Here is a 17,277-nt window from a genome sequence, read left to right on the forward strand (position 1 = left end):
CTTTGCCCGACTACTGCGCGTGAAGCAGGTCGGTTTCCGCCAGTTCCTCCTTCGCGGGAACCTGGCGCGGCAAGGTCATGATCACGGTAGTGCCTTTTCCAGGCTCGGATTCAACGTGGATGGTCCCGCGCAAGACACCGGTAACGAGGTTGTAGACGATGTTCATGCCGAGCCCTGACCCGCCCTGCCCCATCTTGGTGGTGAAGAAGGGATCGTACACCTGGCGCAGCGTGCGCGCACTCATGCCATTGCCGTCATCGGCAAAGCGCAGTTCGACATTATCCTCGTCCATCTCGACGGCACTGATGGTGATATGCCCGGACTCCCGTCCCTCGAAGGCATGCATGATGGCGTTCTGGATCAGGTTGCTCAGCACCTGGCCCACGCTGCCGGGGTAGGACATGAAGTTGAGCGTCTCCGGCATCCACACCTTCACTTCGCAGTTGGCACGGCGCAGCTGGGCGGAATAAGTCGCCAGCGTGTCGTGCACCACGCCATGCAGGTTGAACGAACGCCGTTTGTCGGAGGTCTGGTCGACCGCCACCTGCTTGAAGGAGTGGATCAGGTCAGCCGCCCGCGTCAGGGAGTTGGTGATGATCGAGCACGCCATGCGCGCATCCTTCAGATGCGTATCGAGGGCCGAGCGCTTGATGCCGCCCTCGGAGAGCTGGCGCTCGAACTCCTTGCACATGTCACTCAATGCCGTCGCGGTCAGCAGGCTGTTGCCGATCGGCGTATTCAGTTCGTGCGCAATGCCTGCTACCAGCGCGCCCAGCGATGCCATCTTCTCGGACGTGATCAGGTTGGCCTGCGCCTGCTTCAAGGTCAGCAGCACGGCCGACAGATCCTTGTGCGCCATTTCCACGTTGGACTTTTGCAGTGCCAGCTCATTCAGGCTGCGCTCCAGGCCATGCTTGGTGTCGACCAGCGCTGCCTCGGTCTGCTTGCGCTCCGTGATATCGATAATAACCCAGACGCAGCCTTTGCGCGGCTCATTCTCGTCCAGCATGCGTCCGTTCACCATGCACCACAGGCGCCGGCCGCTGGAGCTGGCCAGCTCCAGCTCGAAATGCATCGGCGTGCCATCGGCCACGCAGGCAAAGGGATCGCTCAGCCCGCCCGTCAGCATATTGCAGGAGCGGCCCGCCAACTGGCCCGGCTGGTAACCCATCATCTCTTCCAGCCCGCGGTTGCAGCGCACGATCAGCCCGTTGGCGAACAAGCCGATGCCGACAATGGCGCTATCCTGCAACGCACGCAATTCGTCGGCAGTGACGCGCAGCTTTTGCGCCAGCGCGCGGCGCCGCTGCAATGTCATGATCTGCGCGCCGATCAGGGCACTGATGATAAAGCCGGCCAGGCCGATCACCGTGATCAGCCTCAAGTCGCGGCTATAACGCTCGCTCGCATGGCCTTCGAATTTCATGATCCAGCGCCGCTCGCCGACATCGAGAGGGATGTTGCTGGTCAGGCCTGGCAGCGCCGGCATGCGCTCGCCCGAACCTAGCTTGCCGAAGCTGTTGAACATCAGGTTGTCGACCGTGGCCGGCATCTTGCCGCCGTCGTTGATGTAGCCCGCATCGTTGATGCTGACATAAAGGTGCTGCAGCATCGGACTGTCGATCGTTTCCGACATCAGGTCGTTGACACGGAAAACAATGGCGACAAAGCCCACCAGCGCTGCGTCGCGCTCCTGCTCCGTCAACAGCGAGGCGCCACGGCGGTAGATCGGTGCGCGCGCAACGAAGCCGGGCTGGCCGCTGGCGTCCTGCACCAGGGTGATGCGTTCGGTGGCCACCACGCGGCCGGTGGCCTTGCCCAGCTGCAGGGCCTTGTAATGCGGAGGCAGTGCGGCCAGGTCCAGGCCGAAGGCGTTTTCATTGCCCCTCATCGGCTCGTTGTATTCGATCAGGAAGTGCTCCTGCCGCACCGAAGCCGGATGCACCTTGTAGTCGGGATAGCCGCCGCTTTGCAGGCTGTCATCAGCACGGATGCGTGCCGCATAGGCATCCAGTTGGCTGGATGGCACGCGCCGCACGAACTGGATGGCCTGGAAGCCGGGATAGCGGCGCTTGAGGTCCAGCTCGCGCACATAGCGGCTGAATTCCACGCGCGAGACATCGTCCTTCACCGCGAACACGCCCTTAATGCTAAGCAGCATGTCGAAGTAGGTTTGCAAGCGAAGCTGGGTGTCGCGCGCAATTTTTTGCGTGTCGCGCTGGAAGGCTTCATTGGTCTGGCGGTCCTGCACATTCATCACGAACATGCAGACCCACACGGTAACGCAAATACCGACAATAAAGGCCAGGTATCCGTGTATGCGCATGCTTGCTCCGACGGGACTATGGAGACGACTATAGCATAGTGAAATCCCTCATACGCCAGGGAAACGGTCAGCCGTTGTTACCCTGTCGCATCCTGGTATCGCAGCGCAATTTCCCTGACCTGTTCCTCGGCGGCCAGCAGCGCATCGACCACATCCGGGTCGAATTGCTCGCCGCTGCCCTGGCGGATCAGTTCGATGGCAGTTTCGTGGGTAAAGGCCGGACGGTATACGCGCTCGGATACCAGCGCATCATAGACATCGGCCACCGCGACCAGGCGCGCCGCTACCGGAATGGCATCGCCAGCCAGGCCTTGCGGATAGCCGGAGCCATCGTAGCGCTCCTGGTGGCTGTAGGTGATCTCGCGCGCGAAGCGCAGGAAGGCGTTGGAGAAGCCCAGCTCGCGCTCCACCCCGGCGATGGCATCGCGGCCGTGCACCGTGTGCAGCTTCATGATCTCGAATTCTTCCGGCGTCAGGCGGCCCGGCTTGAGCAGGATCGCATCGGGAATGCGCACCTTGCCGATATCGTGCAGCGGGGCTGCCTTGAACAGCAGCGGGATATGGGCCTCCACCAGTTCATTGGCAAAACGCGGGTTGCCCTGCAACTGGCGCGCCAGCGCCAGCACGATGTGCTGGATGCGGCGCAGGTGCGAAGGGTCTTCCTCGTCGCGCCATTCGGCCAGGCTGGCGATGGCCCAGGCAGCGGCATCGGCGATCTGGCCCAGTTCATTGAGCCGGTTGCGCTGGCGCTGCACCTTGGCGCGCGCCTCGCGCAACTGCAGGTGGGTGGCGATGCGCGCGCGCAGCAGCTCCGGCACCAGCGGGCGCGCCACCACGTCGGAAGCGCCTTCGGCCAGGGCGCTTTGCTCCAGGTCCGGCTGGCCGCGCTCGATCATGGCGATCAGCGGGATGCCGGCAGTGTCCGGATTGCCGCGCAGGCGTTGGCAAACCGCAAAGCCATCGCGCACCACGTCGACCAGGATCAGGTCCGGGCGCGGCAACAGCTCCGCCGAGGCAAGCGCGTTGTCGCCATCTTCGACCAGGCGCACGGCATACCTGTCTTCCAGCAGGTGGCTGAGCTGTTGCAGGTGGTCGGCCGATCCGTCAACGATCAGCAGCAGCGGCTTGGTCTTTGGGCTCTTCATTGCGGCATGATACCGCACGGGAACAATACGCAGGGAATGTTCAGTCGGCGAGGGCCGGCGAGCCATCGGGCAGGAAAGCGCCGAAACAACGGGTGCATTCGATGCAGAACAGGTGCGCCACCCGCACGTTCTTCTGGCGCAGGACAAGTTGCAGGTGGCCCTCTTCGCAAATCGGGCAGGTTTCGCGCATGGTGCCGCAGGCCAGCACGTCATCGGCCAGGTAGTTTTCGTCGTAGCGCACACCATCAACGACGCGCTGCGGGTCCAGTTCGACCAGGAAAAGCACGGGCTCCGGGCCTCGCTGGTCGGGCACTGGGTAGGCGCCTGAATGATAGTGATTCATTTGATTCATTGTCATCCCCTTTGCCCAGCGCAGGTTACGGGCACTTTAACGATAGTCAAAGATTCCTCATCAGGCAAGGTCAACGGAAAAATTTGCTTGCAATTAGATCGCGCACTATCTATACTGCCAGGCATGGATACGAAATCATTTGACCTCGAGCAGGTTCCCAAGCTGGACCAGCAATTGTGCTTCGCCTTGTACTCGACTTCGCTGGCGATGAACAAGCTGTACCGCAAGCTGCTGCGCAAGCTGGGCCTGACCTACTCGCAATACCTGGTGATGATGGTGTTGTGGGAACAGGACGAGCAAACGGTGTCGGCCCTGGGCGAGCGCCTCTTTCTCGACTCGGCCACGCTGACGCCGCTGCTCAAGCGGATGGAGCAGGCCGAACTGATCACCCGCACCCGCTGCCCGCAAGACGAGCGCCAGGTGATCATTGCCCTCACCCCGCACGGCAGCGAGCTGCGCAACGAGGGTGCCAAGCTGCCGGCTTGCGTGCTGGGCGCCAGCGGCTGCGACCTGGAGCAAGTGATTCGTTTGCAGCGCGAGCTGTCGGTCCTGCGCACCAGCCTGATGAACAACGCGTAACAGTCAGATGCCCGCCTTGGCGTCGCCAGCGTGGGCATTTTTAAAGTCAATTAAATAGCACACTATTTAATCGTTTACTAAAGGAGATTTGCCATGAAAACCGTTATCGCCGCTTCCGTCCTCACCCTCCTCACCGGCTCCGTCGTCGCCGCCAGCCTGCCAGGCGTTGAACCGCAAACCGCGCAATTCCTGAAAGCGCTGGAAGGTGGCAAGCCGCTGGAATCGCTGAGCCCTGCCGATGCACGCCAGGTACTGGCCGGCGCCCAGCAAGGCGCCAGACTGCCTGCCGCCGACGTGTCCGACAAGGTGATCGATGTCGATGGCGAAAAGATCAAGCTGCACATCGTGCGCCCGGCCGGCGCCAAGGGCACCCTGCCGGTCTTCATGTTTTTCCACGGCGGCGGCTGGGTGCTGGGCGACTTCCCCACCCACGAACGGCTGGTGCGCGACCTGGTAGTGAACTCTGGCGCCGCAGCCGTCTTCGTTGACTACACCCCTTCGCCGGAAGCCGGCTATGGCGTGGCAATCAAACAAGCCTATGGCGCCACCAAATGGGTCGCGAAAAATGGCAAGGAAATCAACGTCGACGGCACCCGCCTCGCAGTGGCCGGCAATAGCGTCGGCGGCAATATGGCTGCGGTAGTGGCGCTGATGGCGAAAGACCAGGGCCAGCCGAAACTGCGCGCCCAAGTCCTGTTGTGGCCTGTCACCGATGCCGATTTCGACAACGCCTCCTACAAGCAGTTCGCCGATGGCCACTTCCTGACCCGCAATGCGATGAAATGGTTCTGGGACAATTACACCACCGACCTCGCCAAACGCAAGGAAATCTACGCCTCGCCCTTGCAGGCCACGACCGAGCAATTGAAAGGCCTGCCGCCAACCCTGATCCAGACCGCCGAATTCGACGTGCTGCGCGACGAAGGCGAAGCGTATGGCAAGAAGCTCGATGCCGCCGGTGTCGAAACCGCCACAGTCCGCTACAACGGCATGATCCACGACTTCGGCCTGCTGAACGTGCTGAGCAACGCCCCCGGCACCAAAGCCGCGATGCGCCAAGCCGGCGAAGAGCTGAAATACCGCCTGAAGTGAAAGATGAAAGTCGGGGTCAGGTCTGGCAATCCGCCAAAATGGCGGATTGCCAGACCTGACCCCGACTTTCACCACAGATGTTTCAGGTTTTTTACAAATAAACGAAGTGTCGCAGGACAAAGCTCTCTAGAATAGCCCGGCATTTATTACAACAAGCTTGGGGATTCGATGAAACGCTTTCATTTCGGCCTTGCCGCACTTTGCCTGACGGCGACGGCTTTCGCTGCCGAACCATTCGATGACAAGTTCCGCCAGCTCGATGAGCTGCTGCCTTCCGCCAACCAGTACCGCACCGCTTCCGGCGCTCCCGGCCATGCCTACTGGCAGCAGCGCGCGGACTACACCATCCGCGCCACCCTGGATGAGGCCAACCGCGCCATTTCCGGCAGCGGCCAGGTCACTTACCACAACAATTCGCCGGATACCCTGCATTACCTGTGGCTGCAGCTTGACCAGAACATCTACAAGCCGGATTCCGATGCCCGCATGACCATGACCGCGCCTTCGCGCGAGGCCTGGGGCCGGGCAAAGAGCGATGAAGAAGGCATGAAGTATGAAGGCCTGCGCAATATCCTGGCCGGCCGCGATTTCGATGGCGGTTTCAAGATCGGTTCCGTCAAGGGTTCCGGCGGGGCTCCGCTGCAGTACACCGTCAACCGCACCATGATGCGCATCGATCTGCAGCAGCCGCTGAAACCGGGCGAGAAGTTCAGCTTCTCCATCGATTGGACCTACAAGATCAATGAGCAGAAAGTCCTTGGCGGCCGCTCCGGCTACGAGTACTTCGCAGAGGACAAGAACGCGCTGTTCGAAATCGCGCAGTGGTTCCCGCGCATGGCCGCCTACTATGACGTGTACGGCTGGCAGCACAAGCAGTTCCTGGGCTCCGGCGAATTCACGCTGGAGTTCGGCGACTACGACGTGCAGATCACCGTGCCGGCCGACCATATCGTGGCCTCCACCGGCGAATTGCAGAATCCCGGCGAGGTTCTGACTGCGGCCCAGCGCGACCGCCTGGCAAAAGCCCGCACCAGCAAGACCCCGGTCGTCATCGTGACCCAGGCCGAAGCCGAACAGGCCGAGAAGAACCAGGCCAAGGGAACCAAGACCTGGCACTTCAAGGCGAAGAACGTGCGCGACTTCGCCTGGGCTTCTTCGCGCAAGTTCATCTGGGATGCGCAGGGCTACAAGAAGGATGGCAGCAACCTGATGGCCATGTCCTATTATCCGAAGGAAGGCAACCCGCTGTGGGAGAAGTATTCGACCGCCGCCATCATCCACACCATCGAACAGTACAACAAGTACAGCCTGGATTACCCGTACCCGACCGCGATTTCCGTCAATGGCCCGGTGGGCGGCATGGAGTATCCGATGATCTCCTTCAACGGCCCGCGTCCGGTGAAGGACAAGAAGACCGGTGAAATCACCTATACCAAGCGCGCCAAGTACGGCCTGATCGGCGTGGTGATCCACGAAGTCGGCCACAACTACTTCCCGATGATCGTCAACAGCGACGAGCGTCAGTGGACCTGGATGGATGAAGGCCTGAACACCTTCGTCCAGTCGCTGGCCCAGGAAGCCTGGGAAGACAACTACCCGGCCGGCCGCGGCGATCCGCGCTTCATCGTCGACTACATGCGTTCGAAGAACCAGGTGCCGATCATGACCAACTCGGAGTCGCTGCTCCAGTTCGGCAACAACGCTTACGCCAAGCCTGCCGCTGCGCTGAACATCCTGCGCGAGACGGTGCTGGGCCGCGAGCTGTTCGACTACGCCTTCCGCGAATACGCTCGGCGCTGGAAGTTCAAGCGCCCTACCCCGGCCGACTTCTTCCGCACCATGGAAGACGCGTCGGGCACCGACCTTGACTGGTTCTGGCGCGGCTGGTTCTACACCACCGATGCGGTCGACGTGTCGATCGACGGCATCAGCGAGTACGGCGTGAGCACCAGGAATCCGGAAACCGAGAAGGCCTGGAAGAAGGCGCAGCATGATGCGGAGCCGGTCTCCATCATCGACCAGCGCAACAAAGGCATGGTGCGCAAGGTGGACGAGCAGCCGGCCCTGAAAGACTTCTACAACGAGCACGACGACTACACCGTCACCAACGCAGACCGCAACAAGTACGCCGAGCAGGCCAAAGAGCTGGAACAATGGGAAAAGGACCTCCTGGCACAGGGCAAGCACCTGTACCTGGTGGACTTCTCGAACCTGGGCGGCCTGGTGACGCCGCTGATCCTGCAGATCGAACTGAAGTCGGGCAAGAAGTATATCGAGCGCATTCCCGCCGAAGTATGGCGCTATTCGCCGAAGAAGATCACCAAGGTGATCGTGACCGACGAGCCGCTGCTGTCGCTGGTGCATGACCCGTACTGGGAAACCGCCGACATCGACCAGTCGAACAATGCCTGGCCGCGCAAGGTGACGCCTTCCCGCCTGGAGCTGTTCAAGTCGCGCCAGCCGGAAAACATGATGAAGGACTTCAACACGCCGCTGAAGAAGCAGGATGCTGAAGGCGACAAGGAAGGCGCAAAAAAGGAATGATGCGTTTCAAGGCCGTCCTCGCGGCGGCGCTGCTCTGGTGCAGCGCCGCCGCCCAAGCCCATAATTTTCACGTGGGTTTGACCGAGATCAGCTTCAACCCGCGTACAGGCAGCACGGAAGTGGTTCATACTTACACGGCGCATGATGTGGAGGCGCTGCTGATGAACCTGTACCAGCGCCAGTTCGACCTTGGGTTGGAGGAGGATCAGGCCGTGTTCCGTCGCTACCTCGAAAAGCAGTTCCGCATCAGCGTCAACGGCAAGCCGGTGGCGCTGCAGTGGGTCGGCATGCAAGCCAATGCCGACAGCATCAACGTGTTCCAGGAAATCGAAAAGACCGCCTTGCCGCCTGGCGCCGTCCTGCGCGATGGCGTGCTGACGGATTTCCTGCCGCAGCAAGTCAACAACGTCAACGTCAGCGGCCCCGGCCGCCCGGCCGCTTCCATCGTCTTCAACCGCGATCGTCGTGAACAGCCGCTTCCCTGAGAGGCGGCGGCTGCCAGCCCTCGCGCTGGCCGGGCTGCTCGCGCCGGCGGCCGCCCATGCCGACGATCCCTTCATGCAGCGCGTGCTGGTCGAAGGCGCGCGCGCCAGCCAGCTTGGCGTGGCCGATTCGGCCGGCATGGGCAGCGTGTCGCAGCGCCAGCTCGAGGCGCGCACCATTTACCGTCCGGGCGAATTGCTCGAGGCAACCCCTGGGCTGGTGGCCAGCCAGCATAGCGGCGAAGGCAAGGCCAACCAGTTCTACCTGCGCGGCTTCAATCTCGATCACGGCACCGACCTGCGCACCACGGTGGACGGCATGCCGGTCAACCAGCGCAGCCATGCGCATGGCCAGGGCTGGACCGACCTCAATTTCATCATCCCCGAACTGGTGGCGCGGCTCGATTACAGCAAGGGGCCGTACAACGCGAGCAACGGCGACTTTTCCTCCGCCGGCGCCACGGCGATCAATTATTCCAGCCGCCTGCCGCAGGTCCAGGCCAGCGCCACCGCAGGCCAGAACGGCTACGGCCGCGCCCTCCTGGCGGGCTCGCGCGAATCCGGCGACAAGGGATCGCTGCTGTACGCAGTGGAAGCCGTGCACAACGACGGCCCATGGACGCGCGGCGACAACTACCGCAAGCTGAACGCCGTGCTGCGCTACAGCGAAGGCTTTGCCAACAACGGCTACACCATCACCGCCATGGCCTACCGCGGCGCATGGAACGCCACCGACCAGATTCCACAGCGCGCCGTGGACAATGGCTTGCTGGGCCGCTTCGACGGGATCGACCTGACGGACGGCGGCCAGGCACGCCGCTTCAGCCTCTCTGCCGCCTGGGCGCGCAGCGACGACAAGCAGACCACGCGCGCCAACGCCTACGTCATCAACAACCGGCTCGAGCTGTTCTCCAACTTCACGTATTTCCTGGACGATCCGCTGCATGGCGACCAGTTCGCCCAGCCGGACCGTCGCGTGACCAGCGGTTTCGATGTGAGCCATAGCTGGCATGACCATATGGACGATATGGCGTGGAGCACCACGCTGGGCCTGCAGGCGCAGAACGACAATATCTTCAATGCCTTGCAACATACGCAGGCGCGCCAGGTGCTGGCGACCGTCCGCGCCGACCATATCGTCGAAACCAGCGCCGCCCTCTACCTGCAGCAGCGCCTGCGGGTCACGCCATGGCTGCGCGGCGAAGCCGGCGTGCGGCTGGACCGCTACCGCTTCGGCGTCGGCCAGGCACGCGCCGGCGATACGCTGGCGAGCCCGGGCATCAGCCTGGCTTTCGGGCCATGGGAACGCACCGAGTTTTACCTGAACGCCGGCCGCGGCTTCCACAGCAACGACGCGCGCGGGGTGACGCAGGCGCAGGAGCCGGCAACGCCCCTGGCCCGTTCGCGCGGCCTCGAATTCGGCCTGCGCAGCGAAGCAGTCAAGGGCCTGCAAACGGTGGTGGCCCTGTACCGCCTGGACTTCGACTCGGAACTGATCTACCTCGGCGACGCCGGCAGCACCGAAGCGGGCCGCCCGAGCCGCCGCTACGGCATCGAGTTCTCCAACTACTACAAGCCGTTCAAATGCCTGTCGCTTGATGCCGACCTGGCGTTTGCGCGCGGCCGCTTCCGCCAGGCGGCGCCGGAGGGCGAGCGCATCCCCGGCGCGGTAGAGGGCGTGGCGCAGCTGGCCGCCACTCTCACCCCGGCAGGCCCCTGGTCCGGCTCCCTGCGCCTGCGCTGGTTCGGCCCGCGCCCGCTGGTGGAAGACAACTCTGTCCGCTCGAAAGCCAGCGCCACCGTCAACGGCCGCCTGGCCTACAAGCTGGCCGCACGCGCCACGCTGGAGCTGGAAGGCTTCAACCTCGCCAACCGCCAGGTATCGGCCATTGACTACTTCTACGAATCGCGGCTGGGCGGCGAAGCCGAGGCCCGGGCGGACATCCACTTCCACCCGATCGAGGCGAGATCTTTCCGCCTCAGCCTGAATTACGCATTCTAAGTACAATAAGGGGCATGATGACGCCACTGCCCCAATTGATCCACACCCTGCGCAGCGCCGGCTACGCCCTGCTCAAGCCGGCCGACGTGGCCAGCCTGGCCGGCTGCTCCCTGGATGAACTGAATTCCCTGGTCCCGAGCTGGGACGACCTGGCACCGGACAACTACCTGAAAGACGGCGGCCGCTATCGCCGCCGCCGTCACTCCTGCTTCGTGCAGGATGGCCTGGCCCTGGACCAGACTGCCCACCGCGCCCACTGGCAGCCGGTCGAATACAACGCCCTGCACGGCGGCATGCGCCGCCTGTTCGAACCCATCGCCCCGCAAACGGTCGCCAACCAGGCGTGGACCAAGCTGCTGGCCGCCATCGGCCAGGCCTGCGCCCAGGTACGCGGCCAGCATCCCTGGTACGTGGAAGCCCACCAGTTCCGCATCGACACTACCGACGGCATCGGCCGCCCGACCCCGGAAGGCGCCCACCGCGACGGCGTCGACTTCGTGGCCGTGCTGCTGGTCGGCCGCCATGGCATCAAGGGCGGCGAAACCCGCGTGTTCGAGGCCGACGGCCCGAACGGCAAGCGCTTCACCATGACCGAGCCCTGGACCATGCTGCTGCTGGACGACGCGGCTGTCATCCATGAATCGACCCCGATCCAGCCGCTGGCCGAACATGGCCACCGCGACACCCTGGTCATCACCTATCGTGACGGCGGTTTCCAAGGCGGGTGAAAAAACGGTATAGTCTGAACACCCAACCATTTCGGAGGTGACTTGGACTCCAGCTACGAAATCGCGCCCGATGAGCTGGAAATACTCATCGTGGAGGACAGTCCAACCCAGGCCGAGCGCCTGCGGCGGCTGATCCGGTCCTCGGGCTATCATGCCAGGGTGGCGGCCAACGGCAAGCTGGCACTGGCCGATATTCGCGAACACAAGCCGCACCTGGTGCTGTCCGACATCGTCATGCCCGAGATGAACGGCTATGAGCTGTGCCGTGCCGTCAAGGCCGATCCGGCCCTGCGCGATATCCCGGTCATCCTCGTGACCTCGCTGACCGATCCCAAGGACATCATCCGCGGCATCGAATGCGGCGCCGACAACTTCATCCGCAAGCCCTACGCCGAGGACTACCTGCTGAACCGCATCGGCCAGATGCTGGTCAACCAGAAGCTGCGCAAGAATTCCAGCATGGAGGTCGGCATCGCCCTCTACCTGGGCGACCAGAAACACTTCATCAATGCAGAACGCCAGCAGATCCTCGACCTGCTGATTTCGACCTACGAGCAGGCGGTGCAGGTCAACAGCGAGCTGCAGGCGCGCGAGCGGCAGGTGATCGAACTGAACATGCGCCTGGCGCACCATGCCGGCGAGCTGGAAACCATCAACCGCGAGATCGCGCTGAAGAACCTGGAACTGGCCGAGGCCAGCCGCATGAAGTCGGCCTTCATCGCCAATATGTCGCACGAGCTGCGCACGCCGCTGAACGCCATCATCGGCTTCACCGGGGCGCTGCTGATGAAGCTTCCCGGCCCGCTGACCGACGAACAGGACCGCCAGCTCAACACCATCCGTTCCAGCGCGCGCCACCTGCTCTCGCTGATCAACGACATCCTGGACGTGGCCAAGATCGAAGCCGGCAAGGTCACCCTGACGGTGGAATCCGTGCACTGCCAGCAGTTGATAGGCGAAGTGGCCGATACCTTGCGCCCGCTGGCCGCGCAAAAGGGCCTGGAAGTCTTCATCGACATGCCGGAGCAGCCGATCGTTCTGCAGACCGACCGCCGCGCGCTGGCGCAAATCATCATCAACCTGGCCAACAACGCGATCAAGTTCACTGAAAAGGGCATGATCAAGCTGGCGCTGAAACAGCGCACTGACGAAGAGCAGGCTGTGATCACGGAGTTCAGCGTGACCGACAGCGGCAGCGGCATCAAGGAAGAGGACCAGGCCAAGCTGTTCCAGGCCTTCTCGCAGCTGGATAACACGTCGACGCGGCATGCGGAAGGCGCCGGGCTTGGCCTGTACCTGAGCCAGAACCTGGCCAACCTCCTCGGCGGCTCGCTGTTCTTCAGCAGCGACTTTGGCAAAGGCAGCACCTTCACGCTTGCGCTCAAATGTCGGCACGCATCCTGATCATTGAAGACAACCAGGCCAATATGGACCTGATGACGTACTTGCTGCAGGCCTTCGGCCATCGCCCGCTGTGCGCCAGCGACGGTGAAATGGGGGTAGCGCTGGCCACCAGCGAAAAACCGGACCTGATCCTGTGCGACCTGCATCTGCCTAAGCTTGACGGGCCGGGCGTGCTGGCGCGGCTGCGCGCCGATCCAGCCACGCAGGCGATTCCGATCCTGGCAGCCAGCGCGCTCCCCGTCACCGACGGCTGCGCAGCCCTGCGCCGCGCCGGATTCTCCGGCTGCCTGCCCAAGTCGATGGAGCCGGATGTGCTGATTCCGGCCCTGGAATCCTTCCTTCCGGCGCACCTGCGCCGCGCCAGCGCGCAACCGGCGCCCGCCACTGCGGCGCCGGCCGCGCCATCCGCAGCGGCCGCGGCGCCCTTGGCCTCGCCGGCACGGTCCCGCGTGCTGCTGCTCGACGCCGCGCCCGAGAATTCCGGGCTGGTGGCGGCCATCCTGGCACACAGCGGCTACTCCGTCAGCACGGCTGCCAATCCAATGGATGCCGGCGTACTGCTGGACGGCCATCAGTTCGACCTGGTGCTGTGCGAGCTGGGCTTGCTGGAGGCCGGCCGCCTGGCCTTCCTGGGCGATGCGCTGGAAATGGCGCCGGGGCTGCCGGTGCTGCTGATCCGCCCCGATGACGAAGACGAGCTGGGAACGCTGGGCGCCGGACGCAAACGCAGCGTGCTGTCCCACCCGCTCGACCCGCAACAACTGGTCGGCGCCATCGAAGCCCTGCTGCGCAGTTAAGGGTTCCCCTCACTTGCAATGCGAATGATTCGCATTTATTATTGCGCATTTTTCAACTTCGTTAAACCAGTTCAATGCGCAAACATGTCGTACTGGCCGCCGGCTTGCTGGCCGCCTTGCCCGCCCTCGCGGATGAAAACCTGTTCGGCTACGTCCGCGGCTCCGAAGTCCTGCCAAAAGGCAGCGGCGAGTTTTACCAATGGGTCACCCAGCGCAACAACAAGGGCAGCGGCCACTACCGCGCGGTGGACACCAAGACCGAGATCGAATACGGCGTGACCGACCGCTTCCAGGTATCGGCCGAAGTGAACGGCCTGGCCGTCAAGAGCCAAGGCCTGCTGATCAACGGCTACCTGCCGAAGGACATTGATTCCAACCTGCGCCTGCAAGGCTTTGAAGTCGCAGCCAAGTACAACTTCCTCAGCCCGGCCAAGGACGATTTCGGCCTGTCCGCCTATACCTCCTTCGAATACGGCCGCCTGGACGTGCACTCGGGCCAGCGCAAGCGCGAACTGGAATTCGAAGCGCAACTGCAGGCGCAGAAGTACTTCCTGGAAGGCCAGCTGACCTGGGTGGGCAATATCGGCCTGCGCGCAGCGCACGAAAAACGCAAGGCCATTGCCGACCTGCCGGAAGACTTCGAATGGCCGACCGATCCGGAGATGGAAATCTCGACCAAGATCGGCACCGGCCTGTCCTACCGTTTCGCACCGGGCTGGTATGCCGGCGTTGAAGCGCTGTTCGAAAACGAGTATGAGACCGAGGTTGGGCAGGAGCGCTGGTCGGTCTTCGGCGGCCCTTCGCTGCACTATGGCGGCAAGCAATGGTGGGCGACGCTGACCGTGTTCCGCCAGCTACGCGGTGGCGGCGAGCGTTACGACGGCCAGCCTGCGAAGCAATTGCACCTGATCGAGCGCACCAAGAACGAGCTGCGTTTGAAGGTCGGCTACAACTTCTAAAGGGAATCGCCATGAGTGCACTTCGCTGGAATGCCTTCTTCCTTCCTGTGGCCGTGCTGGCCGGTCCCACGGCCTACGCCACCGACTACCTGACGGTGGCGCAGGCGCAGGAGCAGTTGTTTCCCGGCGCCCAGTTCAGCGAGCAGACCCTGAAGTTCAGCGGTGAACAGCGCGACCGCATCAAGGCCGCTGCCGGCGTGCGCCAGCGCAACGACGAAATGAAGCTCTGGCGCGCCGAGAAGAACGGCAAGCTGCAGGGCTGGCTGATGGTCGATGAAGTGATCGGCAAGCACGAGTTCATTACCTACGCCACCGCCATTGGCGCCGATGGCAAGGTAGTCGGCATCGAAATCATGAGCTACCGCGAAACGCACGGCGGCCAGGTACGCGAGCCGGCTTGGCGCAAGCAATTCGCCGGCAAGTCGGTCAGCGATCCGTTCAAGCTGGACCAGGACATCCAGAACATCAGCGGCGCCACCCTGTCGTGCCGCAATGTGATGGATGGCGTCAAGCGGCTGCTGGTAATCCAGCAGATGTTCCTCAAGGCCTGATGGACGTAGTGCGCCGCATGCGCCCTGCATTGGGCACTTTCATCGAGGCAGGCTGCTCCGGCAGCGCCGGCCTGCCCGCCCTCGACGCGGCCTTTGCCAGCCTGGCACTGGCGCAGGAACGCTGGAGCTTCCAGGACCCGGGCAGCGAACTGTCGCGCATCAACGGCAGCGACGGCGGCTGGGTCGCCGTGCATGGCGACACGGTCCGCCTGCTGCGCCTTGCACGCGGCCTGATGCTGGCCAGTGGCGGCTACTTCGACTTTACCGTCGGCGGCGCGCAGGTGCGCCGGGGCAGCCTGCCCGACCATGGCGGCTTGCCCGCGCTGGAACGCGGCTCGGCGCTTGACGTGGAACTGGGCAGAGGAGCTGTCCGCTTGCGGCGGCCGGTGCGCCTGGTGCTGGACGGAATCGCCAAAGGCTTTGCCGTCGATGTGGCCTGCCGCGCCATGCGCCGGGCCGGCGCGGTGGCGGGCTGGATCAACGCCGGCGGCGATCTCCGCGTCTTCGGCGACATCGAACTGCCGATTGCCCTGCGCGGCGAAGACGGCGGCGTGCGCCCTTGCGGCACGCTGCGCAACGCAGCTTTCGCCAGTTCGATGGTGGCCTCCCGGCGCGACGAATCCTTCGGCGCCGACATCATTGGCCCGGCCGGTCTGGCGCCGCAACAAGGCGTCTGGTCGGTGACCGCGCGCAGCGCGTGGCGCGCCGACGCATTGACGAAGGTGGCCGCCATTGCGCCAGCGCAGGTACGCGCAGAACTGCTGGCAAGCCTGGGAGGGCAAGTGGCATGAAAGGCTATCCCCGCTGGTTCTTGCGCGCGCTGCTCGGCGCGCTGCTGATGATGCTGGTCACCGGCCTGTTGCTGGCGCCCGGCACGCTGGTGATGCGCGCCGAAATGGACCTGCCCTGGCGCCTGCCGGGCGAGGCCCGCGTTTACACGGCGATGCTGCACGCAGCCGGCGGCTTCAGCCTGGCGGCGTTTACCGGGTCCTTATGGAGCCTGCACATGCGCGCGGGCTGGCGACGCCGGAAGCACCGTGGCAGCGGCGTGTTCGTCGGCTCTTTGCTGGTGCTGCTGTGCATGAGCGCCGTGGCAGTCTATTACCTGGGCGAGGAACAAGCGGGCACCATGGCGGCGCTGCTGCACCTGGCCCTGGGCATCGTCCTGCTCGGCCCTTTCGGCTGGCACTGGCTGCGCGGCTACCGTAGCCGGCATCATCATGGCCCAGCGGTTTAAGCCAGCACCAGCCAGCCCAGTGCGATCAGGCTGAACACCGCGGCAATCATGCCGAGCGTGTTCTCCGACCGCTCATCGGGGCTGGTCAACTTCCATAGAAACTTCAGCATGATTCTCGTCCCCAACCGCGTCCCAACGCCAGGCAGACGTCAGGCGTACCTGCAGGTAATCAAGGAAGAGGCGAACCCGGAGCGGCAGGTTGCGGCCGTGCGGCAGGATCGCCTGCAGCGGCGCGGCCGGCATGCCATAGCGTGGCAACAGGCGCTGCAAGCGCCCGGCCAGCAGGTCATCGCCCACATCCCAGATCGATTTTACTACCAAGCCACTACCTTGCAGCGCCAGCATGTGCGCAGCCTGGCCATCATTGGTGAGGAAGGTTGCGGCCACGCGCACGCTGGCTTCACCAGCAAAGCGCCAGTCGACGCGCCGGGCGTCACCGATCACGATGCAACGATGCCCGGTTAGCTCAGCAGGACTTGCCGGCGTGCCGTGCTGCGCCAGGTAAGAGGGCGCGGCGCACAGCACGCGGAAATTCGGCGCCAGCCGGCGCACCACCAGGTTGGGATCTTCCACGCTGCCGAAACGGATCGCCATGTCCTGTCCGGTTTCCAGCAGGTTCACTACCGTATCGGTCAGTTCAAGCTGTACCTGCAGGCCGGGATGCTGGCGCTGGAAGTCGGCGACGATGGGAACGATGTGCTGGCGTCCAAGTTCGGCTGGAGCGCTCAGGCGCAGCAGGCCATCCACTTCTTGCCGGCTGTGCGCGAGCAGGGACTCGGCCTGGCCAACCTCCTCCAGGATGCGCAGGACGCGCGCATGGAACAAGGCACCGTCGGCCGTCAGCGCCTGGCGCCGGGTGGTCCGCTGCAGCAGACGCAGGCCGATATTCTTCTCGAGCTGCGCCAGGCGTTTGCTCACCACCGATAGCGGCAGTTCAAGTTCACGCGCCGCGGCCGACATGCTGCCTGCCGCAACGATGTGCGCAAAAGCCCGCAGGGCCGGCAAATCATCAAGCATGGGCCGATTCTCCCTGAATTGGAAAGTATGTATTCGTCATTGCCGTCTATTTTAGCCACACC

General features: G+C 63.6%; 16 protein-coding genes. 12 read left to right on the plus strand and 4 right to left on the minus strand.

Going from position 1 to position 17,277, the window contains the following annotated elements; translation table 11 throughout:
- Positions 1-10: 10 nt before the first annotated feature.
- The 3 genes from ACN9MY_RS26065 to ACN9MY_RS26075 form a co-directional block, all read right to left on the minus strand.
- Positions 11-2,326 carry a CHASE domain-containing protein gene (locus ACN9MY_RS26065; RefSeq protein WP_426336356.1) on the minus strand — a complete coding sequence of 772 codons (2,316 nt, stop codon included), beginning with the start codon at positions 2,324-2,326 and terminating at the stop codon, positions 11-13.
- Positions 2,327-2,403: 77 nt separating this feature from the next.
- On the minus strand, positions 2,404-3,471 hold the full coding sequence (locus tag ACN9MY_RS26070) for an HD-GYP domain-containing protein (protein ID WP_426336357.1): 1,068 nt from the start codon (positions 3,469-3,471) through the stop codon (positions 2,404-2,406).
- Between the two features lie 40 nt (positions 3,472-3,511).
- Positions 3,512-3,823 (minus strand): hypothetical protein, encoded by a 312-nt coding sequence (locus tag ACN9MY_RS26075; RefSeq protein WP_426164285.1) that lies wholly within the window; start codon positions 3,821-3,823, stop codon positions 3,512-3,514.
- Positions 3,824-3,946: 123 nt separating this feature from the next.
- Here ACN9MY_RS26075 and ACN9MY_RS26080 point away from each other — a divergent pair, with 123 nt between their 5' ends.
- From ACN9MY_RS26080 to ACN9MY_RS26135, 12 genes are all read left to right on the plus strand, one after another.
- Positions 3,947-4,402, plus strand: coding sequence for a MarR family winged helix-turn-helix transcriptional regulator (locus ACN9MY_RS26080; RefSeq protein ID WP_426164288.1), 456 nt, complete (start codon positions 3,947-3,949; stop codon positions 4,400-4,402).
- Between the two features lie 93 nt (positions 4,403-4,495).
- A complete protein-coding gene (locus ACN9MY_RS26085; protein WP_426336358.1) occupies positions 4,496-5,494 on the plus strand; it encodes an alpha/beta hydrolase in 999 nt (332 codons plus the stop codon).
- Positions 5,495-5,662: 168 nt separating this feature from the next.
- Entirely contained in the window at positions 5,663-8,038 is a 2,376-nt protein-coding gene (locus ACN9MY_RS26090) for a M1 family metallopeptidase (RefSeq protein ID WP_426319096.1), read from the plus strand.
- Positions 8,035-8,523 carry a DUF6702 family protein gene (locus ACN9MY_RS26095; protein ID WP_426336359.1) on the plus strand — a complete coding sequence of 163 codons (489 nt, stop codon included), beginning with the start codon at positions 8,035-8,037 and terminating at the stop codon, positions 8,521-8,523. The genes ACN9MY_RS26090 and ACN9MY_RS26095 overlap by 4 nt, the downstream gene beginning before the upstream one ends.
- Positions 8,504-10,522: a TonB-dependent receptor gene (locus tag ACN9MY_RS26100; RefSeq protein ID WP_426336360.1), complete on the plus strand. Its 2,019-nt coding sequence runs from the start codon at positions 8,504-8,506 to the stop codon at positions 10,520-10,522. The genes ACN9MY_RS26095 and ACN9MY_RS26100 overlap by 20 nt, the downstream gene beginning before the upstream one ends.
- A 14-nt stretch (positions 10,523-10,536) precedes the next feature.
- On the plus strand, positions 10,537-11,250 hold the full coding sequence (locus ACN9MY_RS26105) for a 2OG-Fe dioxygenase family protein (RefSeq protein ID WP_426164300.1): 714 nt from the start codon (positions 10,537-10,539) through the stop codon (positions 11,248-11,250).
- 42 nt (positions 11,251-11,292) lie between these two features.
- Complete coding sequence (locus ACN9MY_RS26110; protein WP_426164303.1) at positions 11,293-12,654, plus strand: hybrid sensor histidine kinase/response regulator; 1,362 nt, start codon at positions 11,293-11,295, stop codon at positions 12,652-12,654.
- Positions 12,636-13,451, plus strand: coding sequence for a response regulator (locus ACN9MY_RS26115; RefSeq protein ID WP_426164306.1), 816 nt, complete (start codon positions 12,636-12,638; stop codon positions 13,449-13,451). The genes ACN9MY_RS26110 and ACN9MY_RS26115 overlap by 19 nt, the downstream gene beginning before the upstream one ends.
- A gap of 74 nt (positions 13,452-13,525) precedes the next feature.
- Positions 13,526-14,410 carry a DUF6662 family protein gene (locus tag ACN9MY_RS26120; protein ID WP_426164309.1) on the plus strand — a complete coding sequence of 295 codons (885 nt, stop codon included), beginning with the start codon at positions 13,526-13,528 and terminating at the stop codon, positions 14,408-14,410.
- 11 nt (positions 14,411-14,421) lie between these two features.
- A complete protein-coding gene (locus ACN9MY_RS26125; RefSeq protein ID WP_426164311.1) occupies positions 14,422-14,961 on the plus strand; it encodes an FMN-binding protein in 540 nt (179 codons plus the stop codon).
- A complete protein-coding gene (locus ACN9MY_RS26130) occupies positions 14,961-15,752 on the plus strand; it encodes an FAD:protein FMN transferase (RefSeq protein WP_426336361.1) in 792 nt (263 codons plus the stop codon). The genes ACN9MY_RS26125 and ACN9MY_RS26130 overlap by 1 nt, the downstream gene beginning before the upstream one ends.
- The gene (locus ACN9MY_RS26135; RefSeq protein WP_426336362.1) at positions 15,749-16,198 is read left to right on the plus strand and encodes a hypothetical protein; all 450 of its coding nucleotides are present in this window, start codon (positions 15,749-15,751) and stop codon (positions 16,196-16,198) included. Before ACN9MY_RS26130 ends, ACN9MY_RS26135 begins: the two co-directional genes overlap by 4 nt.
- A 72-nt stretch (positions 16,199-16,270) precedes the next feature.
- Here the strand turns inward: ACN9MY_RS26135 and ACN9MY_RS26140 are convergent, their stop codons facing one another.
- Complete coding sequence (locus ACN9MY_RS26140) at positions 16,271-17,215, minus strand: LysR family transcriptional regulator (protein ID WP_426164317.1); 945 nt, start codon at positions 17,213-17,215, stop codon at positions 16,271-16,273.
- Positions 17,216-17,277: the final 62 nt, after the last annotated feature.

It is taken from the genome of Pseudoduganella sp. R-31 (genome assembly GCF_049913235.1).
Taxonomy (GTDB): domain Bacteria; phylum Pseudomonadota; class Gammaproteobacteria; order Burkholderiales; family Burkholderiaceae_D; genus Rugamonas.